This window comes from Luteibacter sp. NPDC104163, from assembly GCF_055584245.1.
Window position 1 is genome coordinate 22,438 of record NZ_JBVJMK010000018.1, and the last position, 20,039, is coordinate 42,476.

21 protein-coding genes are annotated in these 20,039 nt (G+C 65.5%); 13 read left to right on the plus strand and 8 right to left on the minus strand.

Annotated features, from left to right (window positions below; all coding sequences use genetic code 11):
• The first annotated feature begins 127 nt into the window (after positions 1–127).
• Together ACZ6YI_RS17850 and ACZ6YI_RS17855 are read left to right on the plus strand one after the other, a co-directional pair.
• Positions 128–1,120 (plus strand): helix-turn-helix transcriptional regulator, encoded by a 993-nt coding sequence (locus ACZ6YI_RS17850; RefSeq protein ID WP_465779839.1) that lies wholly within the window; start codon positions 128–130, stop codon positions 1,118–1,120.
• 16 nt (positions 1,121–1,136) lie between these two features.
• On the plus strand, positions 1,137–2,087 hold the full coding sequence (locus tag ACZ6YI_RS17855; protein ID WP_440323750.1) for a patatin-like phospholipase family protein: 951 nt from the start codon (positions 1,137–1,139) through the stop codon (positions 2,085–2,087).
• 85 nt (positions 2,088–2,172) lie between these two features.
• Here ACZ6YI_RS17855 and ACZ6YI_RS17860 read toward each other — a convergent pair whose 3' ends face one another.
• The 5 genes from ACZ6YI_RS17860 to ACZ6YI_RS17880 all read right to left on the minus strand — a co-directional run bounded on the left by ACZ6YI_RS17860 (position 2,173) and on the right by ACZ6YI_RS17880 (position 6,102).
• Positions 2,173–2,889: a glycosyltransferase gene (locus ACZ6YI_RS17860; protein WP_440323752.1), complete on the minus strand. Its 717-nt coding sequence runs from the start codon at positions 2,887–2,889 to the stop codon at positions 2,173–2,175.
• 199 nt (positions 2,890–3,088) lie between these two features.
• Entirely contained in the window at positions 3,089–3,817 is a 729-nt protein-coding gene (locus ACZ6YI_RS17865; protein ID WP_440323754.1) for a DUF3379 family protein, read from the minus strand.
• On the minus strand, positions 3,814–4,353 hold the full coding sequence (locus tag ACZ6YI_RS17870; protein WP_465779840.1) for a sigma-70 family RNA polymerase sigma factor: 540 nt from the start codon (positions 4,351–4,353) through the stop codon (positions 3,814–3,816). Before ACZ6YI_RS17870 ends, ACZ6YI_RS17865 begins: the two co-directional genes overlap by 4 nt.
• Before the next feature lie 21 nt (positions 4,354–4,374).
• Positions 4,375–5,250 (minus strand): ParB/RepB/Spo0J family partition protein, encoded by an 876-nt coding sequence (locus tag ACZ6YI_RS17875; protein WP_465779841.1) that lies wholly within the window; start codon positions 5,248–5,250, stop codon positions 4,375–4,377.
• Positions 5,251–5,259: 9 nt separating this feature from the next.
• Entirely contained in the window at positions 5,260–6,102 is an 843-nt protein-coding gene (locus tag ACZ6YI_RS17880; RefSeq protein WP_440323760.1) for a ParA family protein, read from the minus strand.
• 197 nt (positions 6,103–6,299) lie between these two features.
• Here ACZ6YI_RS17880 and ACZ6YI_RS17885 point away from each other — a divergent pair, with 197 nt between their 5' ends.
• Both ACZ6YI_RS17885 and ACZ6YI_RS17890 read left to right on the plus strand, forming a co-directional pair.
• Positions 6,300–7,223 carry an RHS repeat-associated core domain-containing protein gene (locus ACZ6YI_RS17885; RefSeq protein WP_465779842.1) on the plus strand — a complete coding sequence of 308 codons (924 nt, stop codon included), beginning with the start codon at positions 6,300–6,302 and terminating at the stop codon, positions 7,221–7,223.
• Positions 7,220–7,603 (plus strand): hypothetical protein, encoded by a 384-nt coding sequence (locus tag ACZ6YI_RS17890; RefSeq protein ID WP_465779843.1) that lies wholly within the window; start codon positions 7,220–7,222, stop codon positions 7,601–7,603. Before ACZ6YI_RS17885 ends, ACZ6YI_RS17890 begins: the two co-directional genes overlap by 4 nt.
• Here ACZ6YI_RS17890 and rsmG read toward each other — a convergent pair.
• Entirely contained in the window at positions 7,593–8,237 is a 645-nt protein-coding gene (gene rsmG, locus ACZ6YI_RS17895) for a 16S rRNA (guanine(527)-N(7))-methyltransferase RsmG (RefSeq protein WP_465779844.1), read from the minus strand. The two genes, ACZ6YI_RS17890 and rsmG, sit on opposite strands and share 11 nt — an antisense overlap.
• Before the next feature lie 174 nt (positions 8,238–8,411).
• On the opposite strand from rsmG, the gene ACZ6YI_RS17900 reads away from it, so the two are divergent.
• A complete protein-coding gene (locus ACZ6YI_RS17900) occupies positions 8,412–8,657 on the plus strand; it encodes an MbcA/ParS/Xre antitoxin family protein (RefSeq protein WP_465779845.1) in 246 nt (81 codons plus the stop codon).
• 65 nt (positions 8,658–8,722) lie between these two features.
• On the opposite strand, the gene ACZ6YI_RS17905 is transcribed toward ACZ6YI_RS17900, so the two are convergent.
• Complete coding sequence (locus tag ACZ6YI_RS17905; protein ID WP_465779846.1) at positions 8,723–9,157, minus strand: SPFH domain-containing protein; 435 nt, start codon at positions 9,155–9,157, stop codon at positions 8,723–8,725.
• A 291-nt stretch (positions 9,158–9,448) separates the two neighbouring features.
• On the opposite strand from ACZ6YI_RS17905, the gene ACZ6YI_RS17910 reads away from it, so the two are divergent.
• The 5 genes from ACZ6YI_RS17910 to ACZ6YI_RS17930 are packed head-to-tail and all read left to right on the plus strand — an operon-like array spanning position 9,449 to position 13,359.
• Positions 9,449–9,718 carry a hypothetical protein gene (locus ACZ6YI_RS17910; protein WP_465779847.1) on the plus strand — a complete coding sequence of 90 codons (270 nt, stop codon included), beginning with the start codon at positions 9,449–9,451 and terminating at the stop codon, positions 9,716–9,718.
• Positions 9,718–9,981 carry a hypothetical protein gene (locus tag ACZ6YI_RS17915; RefSeq protein ID WP_465779848.1) on the plus strand — a complete coding sequence of 88 codons (264 nt, stop codon included), beginning with the start codon at positions 9,718–9,720 and terminating at the stop codon, positions 9,979–9,981. The genes ACZ6YI_RS17910 and ACZ6YI_RS17915 overlap by 1 nt, the downstream gene beginning before the upstream one ends.
• 3 nt (positions 9,982–9,984) lie before the next feature.
• Positions 9,985–11,613, plus strand: a complete 1,629-nt coding sequence (locus ACZ6YI_RS17920) for a PepSY-associated TM helix domain-containing protein (protein ID WP_465779849.1) — start codon at positions 9,985–9,987, stop codon at positions 11,611–11,613.
• Between the two features lie 19 nt (positions 11,614–11,632).
• Positions 11,633–12,379, plus strand: coding sequence for a GNAT family N-acetyltransferase (locus ACZ6YI_RS17925; RefSeq protein WP_465779850.1), 747 nt, complete (start codon positions 11,633–11,635; stop codon positions 12,377–12,379).
• Between the two features lie 53 nt (positions 12,380–12,432).
• On the plus strand, positions 12,433–13,359 hold the full coding sequence (locus ACZ6YI_RS17930) for a M14 family metallopeptidase (RefSeq protein WP_465779851.1): 927 nt from the start codon (positions 12,433–12,435) through the stop codon (positions 13,357–13,359).
• An 88-nt stretch (positions 13,360–13,447) separates the two neighbouring features.
• On the opposite strand, the gene ACZ6YI_RS17935 is transcribed toward ACZ6YI_RS17930, so the two are convergent.
• Positions 13,448–14,635, minus strand: coding sequence for an MFS transporter (locus tag ACZ6YI_RS17935; protein ID WP_465779852.1), 1,188 nt, complete (start codon positions 14,633–14,635; stop codon positions 13,448–13,450).
• Positions 14,636–14,726: 91 nt separating this feature from the next.
• Between ACZ6YI_RS17935 and ACZ6YI_RS17940 the strand changes: the two genes are divergently transcribed.
• The 3 genes from ACZ6YI_RS17940 (at position 14,727) to ACZ6YI_RS17950 (ending at position 19,863) form a co-directional block, all read left to right on the plus strand.
• Positions 14,727–15,314, plus strand: coding sequence for a TetR/AcrR family transcriptional regulator (locus ACZ6YI_RS17940; RefSeq protein WP_465779853.1), 588 nt, complete (start codon positions 14,727–14,729; stop codon positions 15,312–15,314).
• Positions 15,315–15,614: 300 nt separating this feature from the next.
• On the plus strand, positions 15,615–16,607 hold the full coding sequence (locus ACZ6YI_RS17945) for a LacI family DNA-binding transcriptional regulator (RefSeq protein WP_465779897.1): 993 nt from the start codon (positions 15,615–15,617) through the stop codon (positions 16,605–16,607).
• 232 nt (positions 16,608–16,839) lie between these two features.
• Positions 16,840–19,863 carry a TonB-dependent receptor gene (locus ACZ6YI_RS17950; RefSeq protein WP_465779854.1) on the plus strand — a complete coding sequence of 1,008 codons (3,024 nt, stop codon included), beginning with the start codon at positions 16,840–16,842 and terminating at the stop codon, positions 19,861–19,863.
• Positions 19,864–20,039 lie beyond the last annotated feature (176 nt).

The window sequence follows — 20,039 nt, forward strand, 5'->3', positions numbered from 1 at the left end:
TGGCCGTCTGGCGTAGTGCGGCAACCCTTGCGGACGGCCCCCGCCAACGCCATGCTTGTTGGGCGTAGATACGGGCGTCACGCCCGCGCGGACACACTTTGCTTAGCTCCACCTGCCGGCGAGACCCATGGACCGCTACGAGCGCATTCTCACCCTGCACCGACTGCTGAAGTCCGCGCATTATCCGGTCCCGCTTTCGCGGCTCATGGATGAGCTGGAGTGCTCGCGGGCTACCCTCTATCGCGATGTCGCCTTCCTGCGCGACGCCCTGGGCGCCCCCGTGCAGAGCGTGGCCGGCGAACAGGCTTCGTTCCGCTACGAGGCGGGCGAGGGGGACAGCTTCGAACTACCCGGGCTGTGGCTGACCAGCGATGAGCTGGCCGCGCTCATGGCGCTCAACGAACTGATCGGCCGCTCCGATCCCGGTGTGCTCGCCGGCGCGCTGGCGCCGTTCAAGGCACGCATCGAGCGCCTGCTCTCGGACCACGGCAGCGGCAAGGCACTGCCGGTCGATCGCATCCGCGTCATCAGCTGGGGCGCGCGCAAGCTCGACCAGCAGGTGTTCCGGATCGTGGCTGGCGCGGTGCTCGAGCGCCGCCAGGTCACGTTCCGCTACCGCGCGCGCACCACCAACTCGGATACGCGCCGCACGGTGTCGCCGCAGCGCCTGACCCACTACCGCGACAACTGGTACCTCGATGTCTGGGACCACGATCGCGAGGCACTGCGCAGCTTCGCCGTCGATCGCATCGCCGAGCCGCAGGCCCAGGAAGCGCGTGCGAAGGACGTTGAGGAAACCGAACTCAACGAGCTGCTCGCCTCCAGCTACGGCATCTTCGCCGGCAAGCCGAAGGCATGGGCGACCATTCGCTTCTCTTCGCACGCCGCACGCTGGGTCGCGGATGAGCACTGGCATTCGCAGCAGAAGGGCGAGTGGCTGCCCGATGGCCGCTACGAACTGAAAGTGCCGTATTCGAATTCCCGCGAGCTGCTGATGGATGTGCTCAAGTACGGCCCGGACGCGGAAATCGTGTCGCCGCTGCCGCTTCGCGAGGAAATGAAGATCCTGCTGCAACTGGCGCTCTCCGGCTACCAGAACGGCAACGGCAATCACCACTGATCGCGCACAGGGTTCCATGAGCGACCTCGATATCGCCGATCCCGGCGCCCTGCCCGCCACGAGTGGACAACCCCGCAAACCCCGCGTCGCGCTGGCCCTTGGTGCCGGCGCGGCCAAAGGCCTCGCGCATATCGGCGCGATCGAAGCACTGGAGGATCGCGGCTTCGAGATCGTCGCCGTGGCCGGCACGTCGATGGGTGCGCTGGTCGGCGGCATCTATGCGATGGGCAAACTCGATGTGTACCGCGACTGGGTATCCACGCTCGCGCGGTTCGATGTGTTGCGCCTGGTCGACTGGAGCTTCACGGGCGGCGGCTTCATCAAGGGCGACCGGATCATGGCCGCGCTGCGCGAACTCATCGGTGAGGTAAACATCGAGGAGCTGCCCATTGGCTACACGGCCGTGGCCACCGATATCGATCGCGAACGCGAGGTGTGGCTGACCCGCGGCCCCCTGTTCGATGCCATCCGCGCGTCCATCGCGATTCCCACGTTGTTCCGGCCGTATTCGCACGGCGGCCGCCGGCTGGTGGATGGCGCGCTGCTGAACCCGCTGCCCGTGCTGCCGCTGATGCGCGAGGATGCGGACTACGTCGTCGCGGTGAGCGTCGATGGCGCGGCGGAATTGCAGAAGGCGCCCGAGAAGGATGTCGCCGCGGTTCCCGATGAAGGTTACGCGGCGAAGCTGGGCCGGCTGATCGGCAAGGTGTTACCCGGTTCGGCGGAATCGAAACTGCACCGCGACCCAGGCGCGTTCGAACTCATGACCCAGGCGATGGACCTGATGCAGGCCAACCTTTCCCGGTTGCGCCTGGCCGCTTACCAGCCCGACCTGCTGATCGAACTGCCGCGGAATGTCTCGGCGGTGTACGAGTTCTACCGGGCGCGCGAGCTGATCGAGCTGGGCAGGGAGCGCACCGAGGAGATGCTGGATAAGTGGGTGCCGAGAGGGCTGGCCCCGCGCTGAGGCTATCGCGCGCAAGCGCGCTCCCACAAAAGCATCCGTGCCAACTGCTCTTTGTGGGAGCGCGCTTGCGCGCGATGTTCCAGCCTCAGAGCTCTTCAGTCCTAGTAACCTTGGCCCGGCGCATCAGCCAGGCCACGCCGCGCAGGTCGGCCAGGCCGACCCACAGGCGGTCGAGCATGCCGTATTTCGAGGTACCTGCCGTGCGCGGGCGGTGGCCGACCGGCACGCTCTGGCTGGTGTAACCGGCGCGCTTGACCAGCGCCGGCAGGTAGCGGTGCATGTGGTCGAAGTAGGGCAGGCGGAGGAAGGTCTCGCGCTCGAACAGCTTCAGGCCGCAGCCGGTATCCGGGGTGCTGTCCTGGAGCATGCGCGAACGCACCGCGTTGGCCACCTTCGACGAAATGCGCTTGTTGAAGCTGTCGCGACGGGTGACGCGCCAGCCGGCGAAGAGCTTCAGGTCGGGCGCGGCGCTGGCGCGCGCATCGAGCAGCTTGGGGATATCGGCCGGGTCGTTCTGGCCATCGCCATCGAGCGTGGCGATCCACGGCGCACGCGCGGCACGCACGCCGTTCCACACGGCCGTGCTCTGCCCGCTCCGGGTCACGTGGTGGATGATGCGCAGCTCGGGGTAATCCTTCTGTGCCGCCTTGAGCACGGCCACGCTGTCATCGCTGCTGTCGTCGTCGACATAGATGATTTCGAAGTCGATCCGGCCACGCAGGGCCGCGGCGATCTCGGCGAGGAGGGGCGGGATGTTGTCGCGCTCGTTGAAGACAGGCACGACCACGGCGAGGTCAGTCATCGTGGTTCCGGATCGGGTAGCAAAGGTCGGGCGGCATTATCGCCCATGCCGCGTTGCAAAAGCCCGCAGGCGCGGCACGCTCCGTTCAGGTGCCGAAGCGGGGCGGGGGACTTGTGGGAGCGTGCTTGCGCGCGATGGGCCTTGTCGCGAGCACCCATCGCGTGCAAGCACGCTCCCACAGGCGTTCCGACAGGCGTTTTTACAACGAGGCGGTGAGGTTGGTGCCGTCGATCGCGGCGCGCCAGCCGCGCTCGGCGGTGTCCATGGCCTTGTGGCTGGGGCCCTGGGCTAGCAGCAGCAGGGTGCCGCCGCGCAGCTGGACCTCGCGGCCATCCCAGCCATCGCGGTGGAAGGTTCCCGGGGTGCCGTCCATCTTCCCGGGCATGTAGAGGGCCACGACCGGTTCGTCGTCCATGCGCGTCACCGCATGCACCACCGGGTACTGGCCGACGACGCAGTCGTGCACGTACGTGACCATCGCGGGCGCCGGCCCCTTGAGGTTCGTCGCACGGCCGATGAAGCCGGCGGCCACCTCGTCATCGGTCATGGGCCGGGTCAGCGCCAGCGCTTCGATTTCGCCCGGCATGTGCGCCACGGCCATGGCTTCCAGCGAATGCTGGTCGGTGTAGCGCCACAACATGCCGACACCGGCGAAGGCGATCAGGACCGAAGCGGCCATGGCCATCCACGCGCGGCGGCGGCCCATCTGGGTGCGCCGTTCGCCGGTGGCCTGGGCCAGCAGGATGCGATCGGCCAGCCCGTCGGGTACCGGCACCGCCATGGCGACCTCGAGGTCATCCTCGAAGCGCTGCGCGCGCTGCCAGAACGCGGCGCAGCCTTCCTTGCAGCTATCGCGGTGGGCGAGCAGCTCCGGATCGCGCGAACGCGGCTCCGTGCTGATCCGGCGGCGGAAGTCGAGGCAATTCATGTCCGGCCCCCCTCGGCCGCGGCGCGGCCGCCGAGCAGGCGCTTGAGCTGCTGGCGGGCGCGGAACAACTGGGTCATGACAGCGCCAGGCTTCTGCCCGGTGCTGGCGGCGATCTCGTCGGCGCTCATGCCGGCAAGCACCTGCATGGCCAGCGGCTCACGGTACTTGTCGGGCAGGCGGCCGATCGCATCGCGCACCTGAGCGGCATCGCTGCTGCGCTCAGGGCTGGCGAAGGCGGCATCTTCGACGACGTTGTCATCCAGTTCGACGACTTCGAGCCGCTTACGCTCGTACAGCCGGGCGTGCTCGCGACGCAGGATGGTGAACAGCCAGGCCTTCGCCGACTCCGCGTCACGGAGTGCATCGAGGTTCTTCCACGCGCGCAGGAAGGTCTCCTGGACCAGGTCCTGGGCGACGGTTTCGGAGCGCGTCAGCCACCAGGCGAACCGGTAAAGGTCGGCCGAGAGGGCGCGCACCATGGCTTCGTACTGGCGCTGCTTCGGGTTCACATCCTCTTGGACCGGGGGCCTGGCCATTTCCTTACACCTGCCCCGGTCTCAGCGGATCTTGCTGAGGATGCCGTCGAGCTCGTCGTTGCTGTGGTAGTGGATGACGAGCTTGCCCTTGCCGCCACGGCCCTGGGCCAGTTCGACCCGGGTGGCGAAGCGCTCGGCCAGCTCGCGCTCCAGGTTGGCGACGTTCGGATCCACCGGGCCAGCCGACTTGGCCTTGCCCTTGGGTTCCAGCTGCGCCTTGCGCGCCGCTTCTTCCAGCTCGCGCACGGTCCAGCCATTGCGCGCGGCTTCGCGCGCCAGCGGTTCGGCGATCGTGGAGGGCAGGGTGAGCAGGGCGCGGGCGTGGCCCATCTCGAGCTTGCCTTCGTCGAGCAGCTGCTTGATGGAGGCCGGCAGTTCGTTGAGGCGCAGCAGGTTGGACACGGATGCGCGCGAGCGGCCCACGGCATCGGCCGCCTGCTGGTGGGTCAGGTCGAACTCGTCGACCAGGCGCTGCAGGGCCTGCGCCTCTTCGAGCGGCGTCAGCTCCTGGCGCTGGATGTTCTCGATGAGCGCCATGGCGAGCACGGACTGCTCGGGGACGTCCTTCACCAGCGCGGGGATCTCGCTCATCTGCGCGCGCTGTGCGGCGCGCCAGCGGCGTTCGCCGGCGATGAGTTCGTAGCTGTTCTTGCCGATGGCGCGGACCACCACCGGCTGGATCAGGCCCTGGGCCTTGATCGACGCGGCCAGCTCGTCGAGCGCCTCGTCATTCCAGTGGCGACGCGGCTGGTACTTGCCGGCCTGGATGTGGTGGATGGGCAGCGTGCGCAGTTCGCCTTCCTGCTCGATCACCGAGGGGGCGGCTTCGGGGCCGGCACCGCCGCCCAGGAGGGCATCCAGGCCACGGCCGAGTCCACGTTTCTTCGCTGCTGCCATGGGGGCTCCTTAAGGCGTGGTCGGGGTCGCGCCGGTGGCGTCCGTCGCGGTTTCACCCGCTTCGGCGCCGGTGCTGGCTGCGCCCGCCAGGTTACGCTCACGGCGGATGATCTCGCCGGCGAGGCCGATATAGGCGATGGCGCCGCGCGAGCCGCGGTCGTAGAGATGGATCGGCTGGCCGTGGCTGGGTGCCTCGGCGAGGCGCACGTTGCGCGGGATGATCGAACGCAGCACCTTGTCGCCGAAGTGCGTGGTGAGCTGCGCCGAAACCTCGTTGCCGAGGTTGTTGCGCACGTCGTACATGGTACGCAGCAGGCCTTCCACTTCCAGCGCCGGGTTCAGGCGCTGGCGCACGGCCGAAATGGTATCCAGCAGGCTCGAAAGGCCTTCCAGCGCGAAGTATTCGCACTGCACGGGGATCAGCACGCCATCGGCCGCGGTCAGCGCATTGAGCGTCAGCAGGTGCAGCGAAGGCGGGCAATCGATGAGGATGGTGTCGTATCGGTCGGCGACCTTGGCCAGCTGCTCTTTCAGGCGCTGCTCGCGGGCCATGCCGTCCATGAGCTTCAGCTCGGCGGCGGTCAGGTCACCGTTGCCCGGCAGCAGGTCGTAGCCCGCCTCGGTGCGGACCAGCACATCGGTGATGCCGACCTCGCCCAGCAGCACTTCGCAGCCGTTCGGCTTGGCCTCGTGCTTGTCCACGCCCGACGCCATGGTGGCGTTGCCCTGCGGATCGAAGTCGACGAGCAGCACCTTGCGCTTCGCGGCGGCCAGGGCCGCGGCGAGGTTCACGGAAGTGGTGGTCTTGCCGACGCCGCCCTTCTGGTTGGCGACTGCGATGATGCGGGCCATGGAAAGTCGCTAGCTACCGTGCACGGAAGGGGCGCTAGCGTAGCATCTAGCGGCCCTGCCCAAAAACCGCGTCGAAGAAGGCCGATTCGATGAGATCTGGCTTGCGGCGGCGGGCTATTCCGCCGAATACTGGAGCTGCCGTGGCTTTGGTCCCGGCACACATGGATGAGTCAGGGGGGGGACAACCGATGCACACGATGCAGAAAACGCTGCTCTTGTCTTTGATTTCTCTGTCTTTTTCTGCCTCAGCTGGGCAGAAAACCGTCACCTATTACTACACCGACCCCCAGGGCACGCCGCTCGCCGAAGCCGACGCGGCAGGAAATGTGGTTCGGACCATGGACTACCGACCGTACGGTGTCGATACGTCGGCCGGATCAGCAGGCGACGGCAGAACGGTGGGATATACGGGCCACGTCATGGACGACGACTCGGGATTGGTCTACATGCAAGCCAGATACTACGACCCTTTGATTGCACGCTTCATGTCAGAAGATCCACAAGGTCTCCCTGCGGCTATTGGGAGTCTGTTCTTCTTCAATCGATTTGCGTATGCGAACAATTCACCTATGCGCTATTCGGACGCGCATGGTGATAAGCCCGGGGATCATTTTTCCACCCCAGAACGGGCTGCGCTCGATGCCTTGCAGTACATCAACGGACGATCCATCGCTGAGAATGTTGAGTACCAGGGCTACATTGTGGTCCAAGGTCAGGGAGACTTCGTTGCGACCGAGCCTGTCCGCCTGGCGATCGACGGTGGAAGCACGGAAGGGACGCCGTCGCGGGCAATTGGTGACTATCACACGCACGGGCACTGGACGATGGGGACGCGTGACAATCCAGTTCTCACGGATGATCCGTCAAAAGACACGCTGGGGAGCGGGCATTTCTCGGGCGCTGACATCGCGCGCTACCTCAAGCTCGCGGAGATGCTTGGGCATCAATACCGTGGTTACCTGGCAACACCTGGAGGGTCATACTTTTTCTATGACGCTACCACGCAGTCTCGGGGTGATCTTAAGAAGATGGTCGAGGAGCAGGAGCGAATTGAGAAAGCGCAGAAGGACTTCGAAGCTCGACAACGGATGCAAGAATTTGCGGGCCGACCCACAATATGACCACGCGTATTGACACTTACTTGGCCAACTCGGCCGCGGTCGTTTTGCTGATGGCCGCTGGCTCAGCATCGTCGCAATCGATTTACAAACTTCCACCGATCCCACCATCGGCGGTTACTGAGTCGTCGCCGCGCATGGAGTTCTGCGGCAAAATCCAATGTGCCGTCGGCGCTGCTCAGCTAAGCGCACTTTCGAATGCCACGGCACTATATAGCCGCGACGCGAACTCGGCGAAATCGCATTCCGCCATCATCGGCACCGAGGGTGACGAGTTGACGATCACGCTGGTGCCCGAACCTCTGGGCGCGAAAGGGCGAGCCATCAGCTACGTCTTTGATCTTTCGGGCGCCACGTTGAAGCGTAGTTTCGTTAATCGCTAGAACCGCTGTCACGGCGTATCACCACAAGGTGACGCTCACCGTCTACACCCGGAACGGAAAGGCCGTGAATGGCCTCGACCCGGAACCCGGGCGGCACCCCATCCAGCTCATCGGCCGGGTGCTTCCCCTTCATGGCCAGCCAGGTACCGCCCGGCGCCAACAGGTGCCCGCCCCAGCCCAGCATGTCCGCCAGAGAAGCGAACGCCCGTGCCGTGATGCACTCGAACGTGCCTTCGACGTCCTCGACCCGGCTCTGCAGCGCCTTCGCATTGCCCAGCTTGAGCGAACGGATCGCCTCGCGGAGGAACCGGACCTTCTTCCCGTTGGAATCCACCATGAGCACCTCGCGCGCCGGCTCGGCGATGGCCAGCGGGATGCCCGGCAGCCCCGGGCCCGTGCCCAGGTCGGCCAGCGAGCGGCCATGCACATAGGGAAGGATGGCCAGCGAATCGAGCAGGTGCAGGTTGACCTGCGCGCGGTCCTCACGGATCGCGGTGAGGTTATAGGCCGAGTTCCAGCGCTCCAGCAGCTCGCGGTAATCGAGCAGGCGCTCCACGGCGGCCTCCGGCAGGGTCACGTCCAGGCTGGCAATGCCGCGCTCGAGCAGGGATTTGAGGTCGTCGCGTGCGGTCATTGGCTTGGGGAACCTTTCGTGAAGGGCGGAATTATCTCCATATACGCGGGCACTTACCACGCTTGCGTCATCTTTGAAGTCGGAACCTGACGGCCCCTGTCGAAGAAAGATGACAGCGAATGGCTCATACACGAACTATCGTGGAGGCCTGTGTGACTGCCGCGGAAAATGACCATGAGCGAATGTGCCGCCACGCTGGGGGAAGCACGTATCGTGAGCGAAATCGAACGCGTACTCACGGAGAGCGGAGAGCGAGAGCAGCTAGCGACCTTCGACGCCGCGAAATGGGTCAGGGCATGGATAGGTGAGCCTGTTCCTGCGCTAGGCGGCCTGACGCCGCTCCACTTCATGGGAAGCACGACCGGCTTGGAAACCGTGCTGCAACTCGTCAGGCAGATGCAATCAGGGGCATTCGCGTAACCAAAAAAAGGCGGCGTTGCCGCCGCCTTTTAAACAACACACACGCTTTCTTCTTATGCGGCGCCTTAAGCCGCGTCGAGTTCGACGCGGGTAACCAGCATGCCGCGGGCGCGGAGCGACCCATTCACGGCGTGCTTGAGCTGGGTGCCGACCGCGCGGCGGTCGGCGGCGTGGGCCGTGGCGCTATCGCGCAGGGCGGCCACGACGTTGCTGCGAATCAGTTCCGGGGCTTCCTCGATCACCGGATCGGCCGCTTCCGGCTCGAGCACCTGCCAGTAGACGGTGCCACCCTCGAAACGCAGCACCTGGCCGCCGAGGTCGATCTTGTGGGTGATGCGGTCGAGCATGGGCAGCACCACGTGGGTGCCAGCCGACAGCAGCGCGGACGTACGGCCAAGGCGGCGGACGCTGTAGACCTGCCCTTCCGGGACACGCTTGAACGAGGCGACCGCAAGGCCGCTGGCGACAAGAACAATGCTGAGGAGGGCGATGGTCAACATGGCTGTTACATCAAAGAGTTACGTTATATTCCTGTCTCGCGGTGCAACGAGATGACGCACCACGCTGATGGATCGAGGGGTTAACTCTAAACTAACGACAGGGGTTAACGCTAGTTTTACCAAACCCCCATATTCAGTTAGCGGATGGGTTGGTCAAAACTTGAGCAGCCGATGGGAAATGATCAATCGCGCGCCAGCACGCGCCCGGATGACTGGGCAGCGCTGCTAACGGTTTGACCGGGGAGCGGCGAATGATAACAATTATCAATAACTGTCCGACCGGCGCTTTCCATGAATGTCCTTGGCTGCCTGCTGGCGTTTGCCGCCATGGCGCTCGCCTACCTTTCTTCGCGCAACCAGCGCGTCCTGACGCTGCCTTTGCGCCGTGGCGGCAAGCTTGTCGCATGGGTGTTCGCGGCCGGGGCACTGGCCTGCTGGGTCGCCGGTGAAACGACACTTCCAGCAATTTTCTCAACGCTGACCGCCCTGATGCTCGGCGCGGTGGCTTTCCCCTACGTCATCTGGCTCCTCAAGCCGGCAGCCGAAAGGAAGGCCCGTTGATGCTCGCCAAGACCTTCGCCGGGATCCTGCTGGGCTTGCCGCTGTGCATGGCCATCGTCGGGCTGGGTGCCTACCTGTGGCCGGGGCCGACCGAGTCCGTGCTCATCCCGTGGTTCGTGGCGTTCTTCCCCCTATGGACGGTGGTCATCGCGGCGACCTACATGTTCCGGACCGGCGTGCGCGCCTGGGCCTGGCTGGCGGTCGCCAATGTAGGCGCGTTCGCCGCGCTGTTCCTCGCCAAGCACACCCTGCCCGGTATCTGAGCCATGAAGTCCAGCACCATCCGCACTTTCACCACCGTGCACACCTGGACCGGCCTGCTCGCGGGTTTCGCGCTGTTCATCGCGTTCTACGCGGGCGCGATCACCATGTTCCACGACCCGATCGATACCTGGGCGCTGCCGAAGCAGGAGCTCGCCGACGCGCGCGTCATGGACAAGGCCGGCGCCATGATGGCCGACATCGTGGCGAAGCATCCGGCCGCGCGCGAATCGATCGGCGTGACTTACGCGGCGGGCCATCCGTCGCATGAAGTCGCTGCGTACTGGATGGAAAAGGATGGCACCTGGATGACCCAGGCCATCGACGACGCCGGGGCACACGATGCGGAAGACCACGAGCACGGCCTCGCCGACTTCGTCTACGAATTGCATTACGACCTCGGCATCCCCGAGATCGGCATCTACCTCATGGGTATCGTCAGCGTCATCTACGGGCTGGCCTTGCTCACCGGTGTGCTGATCCACCTGCCGAACCTGGTACGCGAGCTGTTCGCGCTGCGTCCCGGCCATAACCTGAAGCGGCTGTGGCAGGACGCGCACAACGTCATCGGCATCCTCAGCCTCCCGTTCCACATCATTTTTGCCGTCACCGGCGCGTTGCTGTGCCTCACCCTGGTCGCATTGATGGCATTCAACGTGGCCATCTTCGATGGCAAGCTGATGAGCGCCTTCGAGCGCATGACCAGCGCGCTGCCCGATACCGCTGCCATGACCGCCGCTGGTCCGGCCGCCGATGCGAAGACCAACGTACCCATGCTGCCCCCGGCCGAACTCGGCGCGATCGCGCGCAAGGCGGCCCTTGGCGCCGGTGCCACGAGCTTCGACCCCGACTACATGCGCTACGTGCATTACGGCCAGCCGGGCGCCGCGGCGGAAGTGCGTGGTACTTCGGAGAAGACGCTGGGTGAGTACGGAATGGTGGCGCTGGATGCCAGCACCGGCCGCATCATCAACATGCAGCTCACGGGTGCGCGCGATGCGAACCATGCCACGTACTCGGCGATCTTCGGCCTGCACTTCGGCACGTTCGGCAGCCTGTCGCTGCGCTGGCTGTACTTCATCCTGGGCCTGGCCGGCGCGTTCCTGTTTTACTCGGGCAACCTGCTCTACATCGAGACCCGCCGCAAACGCCGCAACGCCGAGCAGCCCATGAAGGTGCGTGCGATGGCCACGGCGACGGTGGGTGTCTGCATCGGCACGTGCCTGGCGATTTCCGTGACCTTCATCGCCAACCACCTCGCTCCGTACTTCGGCGCGGAACCCACGCTTGTCGTCCAGCCGGTGTGTTTCATCACGTTCTTCGCCGCTGTCGCCTGGACCTTCTGGCGTCGCCCGGCGAAGGCCGCCGTCGACCTGCTCTGGGCCACGGCCGTGGCGTCGGTGCTGGTAGGCGTCCTGGACATGGCCCTGCACGGCGATCGCCTGGTCCGCACACTCGCCGAAGGCCGCTACGACGTGCTCGGCGTGGACCTTGTCGCGATGGCGATGGGTGTCGGTTTCGGCTGGCTGGCCGTGGCTACGCGCCGGCGGGCTGTCGAGGGCGATCCATGCAGTGTGTGGGCTGCCAGGAGCCCGCGCGTGACAGCAACCACCACTCCGGCCCATGATGGCTGACTAGTCGAGGAGGTGGATGGTGAGCGACCCGGGCAACGAACCGCACGCTGAGCTGTCCTCTCCGATCTGGCAGGCGCTGGGCACGCGGCAGGCCCACCTTGGCGAAGCGAATGTGCTCGCCCGGCGCTACCAGGCCGATGTCGCGCCGTTCGCCGCAGTGGCCGACGAGCTGCCGGAGGCGTTCGATGCGCTCGCCGAGCTCATGCGCCCCGGCGAGATCGCGGCGGTCCTGTCGCGAGAGCCGCTCGATGTGCCGCCGGGCCTGCGTTCTTCGCCGCTCGGCGCCGTGCACCAGATGGTCGCGGAATCGCGCATCGATCCGGGCGCGGGTTTCGACGCCGGGTTCCTCGAACTGGGCGACGCCGATGTCGACGAGATGCTCGCCCTGACCCAGTTGACCCGGCCCGGGCCGTTCGCCCGCCGCACGAATGCCATGGGCCGCTACATCGGCCTGCGCGAGGAGGGCAAGCTCATCGCCATGGCGGGTGAACGCATGCGCGTACCGGGATACACGGAGGTGAGCGCGGTCTGCGTGGATCCCGCCCACCGCGGGCGGGGACTCGCCGCGTTGCTCATCAACGTGCTGCGCGACGAGATCGAGCGCCGGGGCGAGATCCCTTTCCTGCACGTGTTTGGCAGTAACCATTCGGCCATTGCCCTCTACGAGCGCCTCGGCTTCGGTCTCAGTCGCATCTTCACGCTCAACCAGATCACGAAGGCGGGCGACACGCGCGCCGGCCAGACGCCACCACTCCACGCGGCCTGACGTTCGCAAGCCTGTATACAATCGAGGCTTCCGTAGCCGTAGAAGCCAACGCCATGAACCACGCCACGCCTTATCCCATCGGTACCCCCGGCAAGCCCTGGGGCACTGCCGAGCTAGACGCGTGGCGCGCGACGCAGGTGAAGCAGCGCAGCTACAGCGATGAAGTCGAGAAGGCCATCGATGCGCTACGTGGCGCTTACGATGTCGAAGACTACGGCTCGGTGAGCTACGCCGGCGAGGCCTACACCTTCCACGTGCTGCGTACGCGCGAATGGCGCGACGACCTTCCCGTGATGGTCGTGACGGGTGGCGTCCACGGCTACGAGACCAGCGGCGTGCACGGCGCGCTGCAGTTCCTGCGCGAGCACGGCAACGACTACGCCGGCCGCGCGAACGTGCTGGTCGTGCCGTGCGTCAGCCCGTGGGCCTACGAGCGCATCCACCGCTGGAACTACGACGCGATCGACCCGAACCGCAACTTCCGCGAAGGCAGCCCGGCTGCCGAATCGGCGGCACTGGTCCGGCTGCTCGCGCCGCTGGGCGACAAGGTGCTGATGCACATCGACCTGCACGAGACCACCGACACGGACGAGTCCGAGTTCCGCCCTGCGCTCGCCGCGCGTGATGGCAAGGAATACGAACCCGGCGAGATTCCCGACGGTTTCTACCTCGTCGATGATGCGGACAAGCCGCAGCCGGCTTTCCAGAAGGCGGTGATCGACGCCGTGGCGAAGGTGACGCACATCGCGCCGGCCGATGCGAACGGCGAGATCATCGGTTCACCGGAAGTGGCGCACGGCGTGATCGAGTATGCACTGAAGCCGCTCGGACTCTGCGCCGGCATCACCCCGGCACGCTTCTGCACCACCACCGAGGTGTATCCGGACAGCCCGCGCGCCACGCCGCAGCAGTGCAACGACGCGCAGGTCGCAGCGGTTCGCGCTTCGATCGATTACGCATTGGCGCACGCTGGGCATTAACCGCGACGCCTGTGGGAGCGCGCTCGCGCGCGATGGGTGCTCGCGAGAACCCGAATCGCGCGCAAGCGCGCTCCCACAATCCAGTGGCCTACGGCGTGGCAGGCGCATGCACGTGGTGCGCCCGCATCCCGATCCAGGCCAGTGCCGCCACGGTCAGGGCGATGATGATGCCGCCGTAAAGGTTGATCGCGGTGAGCAGGCCGTAGTGCTGCGCAATGGCACCCACGGCGATCGTCGGCACGCTGAAGGCCAGGTAGCTCTGGATGTAGAAAGCCGCCATCAGCCGGCTGCGCTCGTGCGGTTCGGCCAGCGGCATCACGCTGCGCACGGCGCCAAGGAACGATGCGCCAAACCCCGCGCCGGCAATCACCGATGCACCGATCAGCAACGCGCCCGACCCCAGGCTGGCACCGGCGAGGACAAGCACCAGCCCACTGGCGAGCATCACCGCGCCGCGCTTCAGGGAGCGGATGGCCGGGTGGCGAAGCCCCTGGAGCACCGCGCCCGCGCCGCTCAGCATGAGCGCAGTGACCACGATGCCTCCGATCCACGGTGAGCTCGAGTGAGTGGTCTTCGCCACCAGCGATGGCATGAGCGACAGATAGAAGCCGCCGAGCATCCACAACGCGACGTTCAACGGGGTGACCGCCATGAGCGCGGGGCGCGCGCGCTCCGGCACCGCGACCTGCGGGCGCAGGCTGGCGACGGCACCGGGCCTGGCAGCCGCGGTCTCGGGCGCGGTCTTCGTGAGCACCAGCGCCAGCGCGAGCAGCCCGATGAGCACCACGTACACCGTGTGCAGCGGTGCCGGCGCCAATACCACCAGCGCCGTGCTGCCCAGTGCGCCCGCGCCCAGGCCGATCAGGGGCGCGAGGCTGTTGATGGTGGCGCCATGCTGGCGATCGAGGTCCAGGATGGCCGCGGCCAGGGTGGCCATGCCCACGCCGGTGGCGATGCCCTGCAGGGTGCGCGCCACGATCAGCCATGCCGGGCTATCGGCATGGAGGAAGACAAGCATCGCGACGATGTCCAACGCGATGGCCGCCGCGATCACCGGCCGGCGCCCGAGGTGGTCCGACAACCGGCCTCCGAAGAGCAGGGCGGCCAGTAGCGCGAACGCATACACCGCGAAGATCACCGTAAGCAGGGTCGGCGTGAAATGCCAGGCCGCCTGGTAGAGCCGGTACAGCGGCGTCGGCGCCGTGGAGGCGGCGATGAAGCTGATGAGGGTGAACGTGTGGACGGCCATCGGCCGCCGGACAGCGGGGGCATTCATGGGGGGTGCCTAAAGGCAAAGATTGAGCGTTAGTCTACGCCGACTCACCTCTAAAGCAACTATTTAGCGTTTAGGAGTATGCTAGGCAGCCATGAATGCCATTCCACCCTCGCTTCCCCGCGCCACCGGCCCACGCCCGGGCGGTCGCAGCGCGCGCGTGCAGGCCGCTATCCACCAGGCGGTCCGCGAGTTGCTGGCCGAAGGCCCGCGTGAATCCCTGACCGTGCCGGCCGTCGCGACGCGCGCCGGAGTCACCCCTTCGACAATCTATCGCCGTTGGGGCGACCTCTCGCAGTTGCTGGCCGACGTGGCCGTTGAGCAGCTGCGCCCCGAAGGCGAGCCAGCGGATACCGGGAGCTACCGTGGCGACCTGGCCAGCTGGCTGGAGCAGTACCGCGACGAGATGTCTTCGGGCCCCGGCCGGACGATGCTGCGCGATGTGTTGAGTGCGCCGCGCGCGGAGAACACGGGCAAGTGCCTGCTGTACTGCACGACCCAGATCGACCTGATCCACGACCGTGCGCTGGGTCGCGGGGAGAGCCCGCTGCCGACCGCCGTGATCATCGACGGCATCGTCGCGCCGATGATGTACCACCTGCTCTTCGCCGCCCGCACACCCACGCCTGACGATGTGGTTGGCTGGCTCGACGAGCTGCTGGCCAGGCATCCCAGAGGGTGATTTTTCGGCCCTTTACCTGCCGAGACAGCCATTCAAAAAGGTGAACGTTTTGCAAAGATGCGTGCTGCACCGCAAAATTCTAGGCAAGACCACCCAACAATCTGAATAATCGCAACTTTTTTCGCCACCACCCCAAGTGGTATTGCACGTAATAACGTTTACTCGTGCAGTGCAACAACCCCTTGATTTAACAAGCTTTACACGGCTGGTGAAAACGTTTACGTTCCGCGCCGTCGAACCCCGGGGGTCGGGGCGCAGGGCGAAGACCACGTGAGTGTGACGATCAAAGACGTCGCGAGGATGGCCAACGTGTCGGTGGCATCCGTGTCGCGCGCACTGAATGGCCATGGCGGTGTGACCGCTGAAACCCAGAAGCGGATTCGCGAAGTCGCCGCGCGCCTGCGCTACGTGCCGCACAGCGCGGCGCGCAGCCTCATCACCCGCCGTACCCAGACCATTGGCGCGCTGCTGCCCGACCTGCACGGCGCGTTCTTCTCCGAGCTGATCCGCGGTATCGACCTCGCCGCGCGCGCTCGCGGCCTCTACCTCCTGGTTTCCAGCTCGCACGGTGATGCCACCGAGGCGGCCATCGCGCTGCGCGCCATGCAGGGTCGCGTCGATGGCCTGCTGGTGATGTCACCGCATGCCGACGCGGCGTTCCTCGACGAGAACCTGCCGATCGTCCTCCCCACCGTACTGATCAACAGCCATGTGCGCTCCGAGCGCCATGCGGCGCTGGACGTCGATGACTTCGGCGGCGCGAAGGCCATGGTGGAGCACCTGCTTGGAAACGGCAGGAAACGCATCGCTTTCATCGCCGGCCCGGCGGTGAACCACGACGTGCAGGAGCGCCTGCGCGGTTACCTCGAAGGCCTCGCCGCGGCGGGCCTCGGCGAAAACGCCATCGTGCTGCAGGGCGATTTCACCGAGGAATCCGGCTACCGCAAGGCCCAGGAGGCGCTGGCGATGTCGCCGCGCCCCGATGCGATCTTCGCCGCGAACGACATGATGGCCTTTGGCGCGCTTTCGGCACTGGCCGAAGCAGGGGTGCGCACGCCCGAAGACATCGCCGTCACCGGCTTTGACGATATTCCGATGGCGCGATACGTATCGCCGCCGCTCACGACGGTGCGCGTGCGCATCGCGGAGCTTGGGGAGGCCGCGCTGGAGCGCCTGGCCGGAATGATCGAAGCGCCTGATGACGCCGTGCCCGAGCCGCGCGCCGTGATCGGTACCGAACTCGTCGTACGCGCCTCCTGTGGCGCCAGCGACAAGACAGGACGCCGGCACTAAGCCGTCGGCGGGCATTACACGGCTTGCCGGGCCGTGGCTGGAACCCAGGACGGCGTCATTGATGGATAGCGAGAACCATCCGGTCCGCACGCGGGACGGGCGGGGTACGAGGTAGATCGCCTTTGCAAAGGTGGCGATGACCACCGCGACACGACCGCAAGGTCGACCGTCGTATCCAGGCCCAGCCGGACCGGATCACACACACAGAACAGGATTGGGAGAGAGGGGTACCATGAAAGCTTCGAAGCACATGAAGAAGAAGCTGCTGTGCGGCATCATCGCCGCGAGCATCGCCGCAGTCGTCGCACCCACCGCCACCATGGCGCAGTCGGCCAATGCCACGCTGCGTGGCAAGGCCACGCCGGGTGCGCAGGTCACCGCGTTCAACCCGCAGACCGGCCTGACCCGCAAGGCCACCGCCGGTGCGGATGGCTCTTACACGATCAACGGCCTGCCGCCGGCGACCTACCAGGTCGACGCGGGCCCGGGCACGCAGCAGAACGTGACGCTCACTGTCGCTTCCACCGGCACCCTGAACCTGCAAGCGCCCGCCACGACTGGCGGCGCGGCCAATGCAGCGAACGCGACCTCGCTTGAAGGCGTCAGCGTCGCCGCCACCACGCTGCAGGAAGTCCGCACCCCGGAAGTCGGCCAGACGATCTCGCTGCACCAGATCGCCACCATTCCCCAGGCCTCGCGTAACTTCCTCGAGTTCGCCGATACCGTGCCGGGCATGGTGTTCAACGTCGATTCCAAGGGCAACACGTCGCTGCGCGGCGGTGCCATGAACAACAGCTCCACGAACGTCTACATCGACGGCGTGAGCCAGAAGAGCTACGTGAAGGAAGGCGGCGTCTCCGGCCAGAACAACAGCCAGGGCAACCCGTTCCCGCAGCTCGCGATCGGTGAATACAAGGTCATCACCAACAACTACAAGGCGGAGTACGACCAGGTGTCGTCCGCCGCGATCACGGCTGAAACGAAGTCGGGTACCAACGAGTTCCACGGCGAAGTGTTCGGCACGTACACCAACGATGCGTTCCGCAACCGCACGCCGATCGAGAAGACCTCGGGCAAGGTGGATTCCGAATCCAAGGAATACGGCTTCGCGCTGGGCGGTCCGATCATCAAGGACAAGATGCACTTCTTCATCGCCTTCGAGCAGAAGAAGTTCGATACGCCGATCTCGGTGGTCCCGAACAGCATCAACTACGCGGGTGACGTGTCGACGCTGCTGCCCGCCAACGTGCAGTCGGAACTCGGCTCGGCCAACCTGAACTTCGACGAGAAGCTGTACTTCGGCAAGATCGACTGGGAACTGACCGACCGCGACCGCATCGAGATCAGCACCCAGGTACGCCGCGAGACGCAGATCTCGGGCATCGGTACCGGCACCGCACCGTCGGCGGGCGTCAACAACGAGAACCACGACACCCGCGCCACCTTCAAGTGGGCGCACAGCGCGGACAGCTGGTACAACGAGCTGATCTTCGCTTACGAGAATGCCTATATCCAGGCAAACCCGATGTTCGCCGGCAATGGCTACACGTACTCGTGGCAGCCGGACGTCAATAACCCGACCATCATCACCACCGGCTCGGCTGACCCGCGTGCGACGCAGAACAAGAGCCAGGAAGGTCCGATGGTGTCGGATACCTTCACCTTCAACGACCTTGAATGGCAGGGCGACCATGTCGTCAAGTTCGGCTACAAGTTCAAGCAGATCGAACTGAAGGCGGCCGACGCCGCGGCGCAGAGCCCGCAGTTCTTCTACGACGTCAACCCGACCGGCGTTTCGGCGGAGCCGTGGCAGGTGTTCTATGCGTCGGCGCTTCCGGGCACCGACGGTGTCGCCAAGACGCACACCCGCCAGTACGGCGTGTTCGCGCAGGACGACTGGTCGGTGAACGACCACCTGACGCTGAACCTCGGCGTTCGCTGGGATTACGAGGTGAACCCCTCGTACACCAACTTCGTCACCTCGCAGCGCGTGATCGATGCGCTTAACTCGCAGAACCCGTACGTCGGCGCCCTGCCGGGCCAGACCTATGCCGATTCGCTGGCAGCGGGTGGTGTCAACCTCAACGACTACGTCAGCAACGGTCACAACCGTAAGTCGTTCAAGGGGCAGTGGCAGCCGCGCCTGGGCTTCTCGTACGACATCTTCGGCGACGAAGAGCATGTGATCCACGGTGGTGCGGGCCGCGCTTACGACCGTAACCTGTACGACTACCTGCAGACCGAGGTCACCAAGCAGTCGCTGCCGCAGACGACGTTGCGCTTCAACATCCCGACGCATCCGTGCGACACGACGTCGTCCACCTGTGTACCCTGGAACCCGGCCTTCCTGGGTGGCCAGAACGTGTTGCAGAACTTCCTTATCGGCGGTAACTCCGGCCAGGAAGTCGACCTGCTCAACAACAAGCTGAAGGCGCCTTACAGCGACCAGTTCAGCCTGGGTATGTCGAACACGATCGGCGACTGGCAGACCGATGCCACCGTGACCCGCGTGCTCAGCAAGGATGGCTTTGCCTTCACCCTCGGCAACCGCTACCCGGATGGCTCGTTCTGGAAGAACAAGAGCCAGCCGTGGGATTACCCGATCCCGAACGTGGGTGGGCTGATCCTGGGTGACAACGGCATCCAGACCCGCACCACCCAGGTCCTGCTGTCGGCGCAGAAGCCCTACACGAAGGAATCGGGCTGGAGCACGAGCCTCGCGTACACGTTCTCGCACGCCAAGCAGAACCGTGACATCAACGAGCACTACTCGTTCGACGAGGCGACGATCGGCGATTACCCGTTCATCACCTCGAACGCGGTTGCCAAGCATCGCTTCGTCGCGACCGGTGCGGTCGACCTGCCGTGGGGCATCAGCGGTTCGCTGAAGCTGACCCTGGCCACGCCGCTGCCGAAGAACGATGCGGCCTGCTACGGCCAGCTCGAACCGAACGGCTCGGGCTGCGTCCCGACGGCGGCGACGCCGAGCGGTGCGAAGTTCCTGGTGGGTGGCGATATCTGGGGTTACCGCGATATCGACATGCAGCTGACCAAGGACTTCATCCTCAGCGGCGATACCAAGATCTACGCCCGTTTCGACATCCTCAACCTGTTCAACTGGAAGAACTACGCCGACTACAACGTCAACTGGGGTGCGGACGGCGTCATGAACAGCAATCCGGTGACGTACAACAAGAAGGGCAACATCGTTTACCTGCCGCGTACGGCCCGCTTCACCGTCGGCCTGAAGTTCTAAAGCTGCAACCCGCCTGGGGGAGAGCCCCCCTTTCCCCCAGGCCATGCCTTGGCGTCCGCGAGTCTCCCCGCGGGCGCCTCTTTTGTTCGATGAGTCCTTTCGGGGACTTTTATTTGGTCCAGCGCCGTAAACGTTTACGCTAGGCGGGCCGCCCGGCACCCGCGAACCGTCCCCAC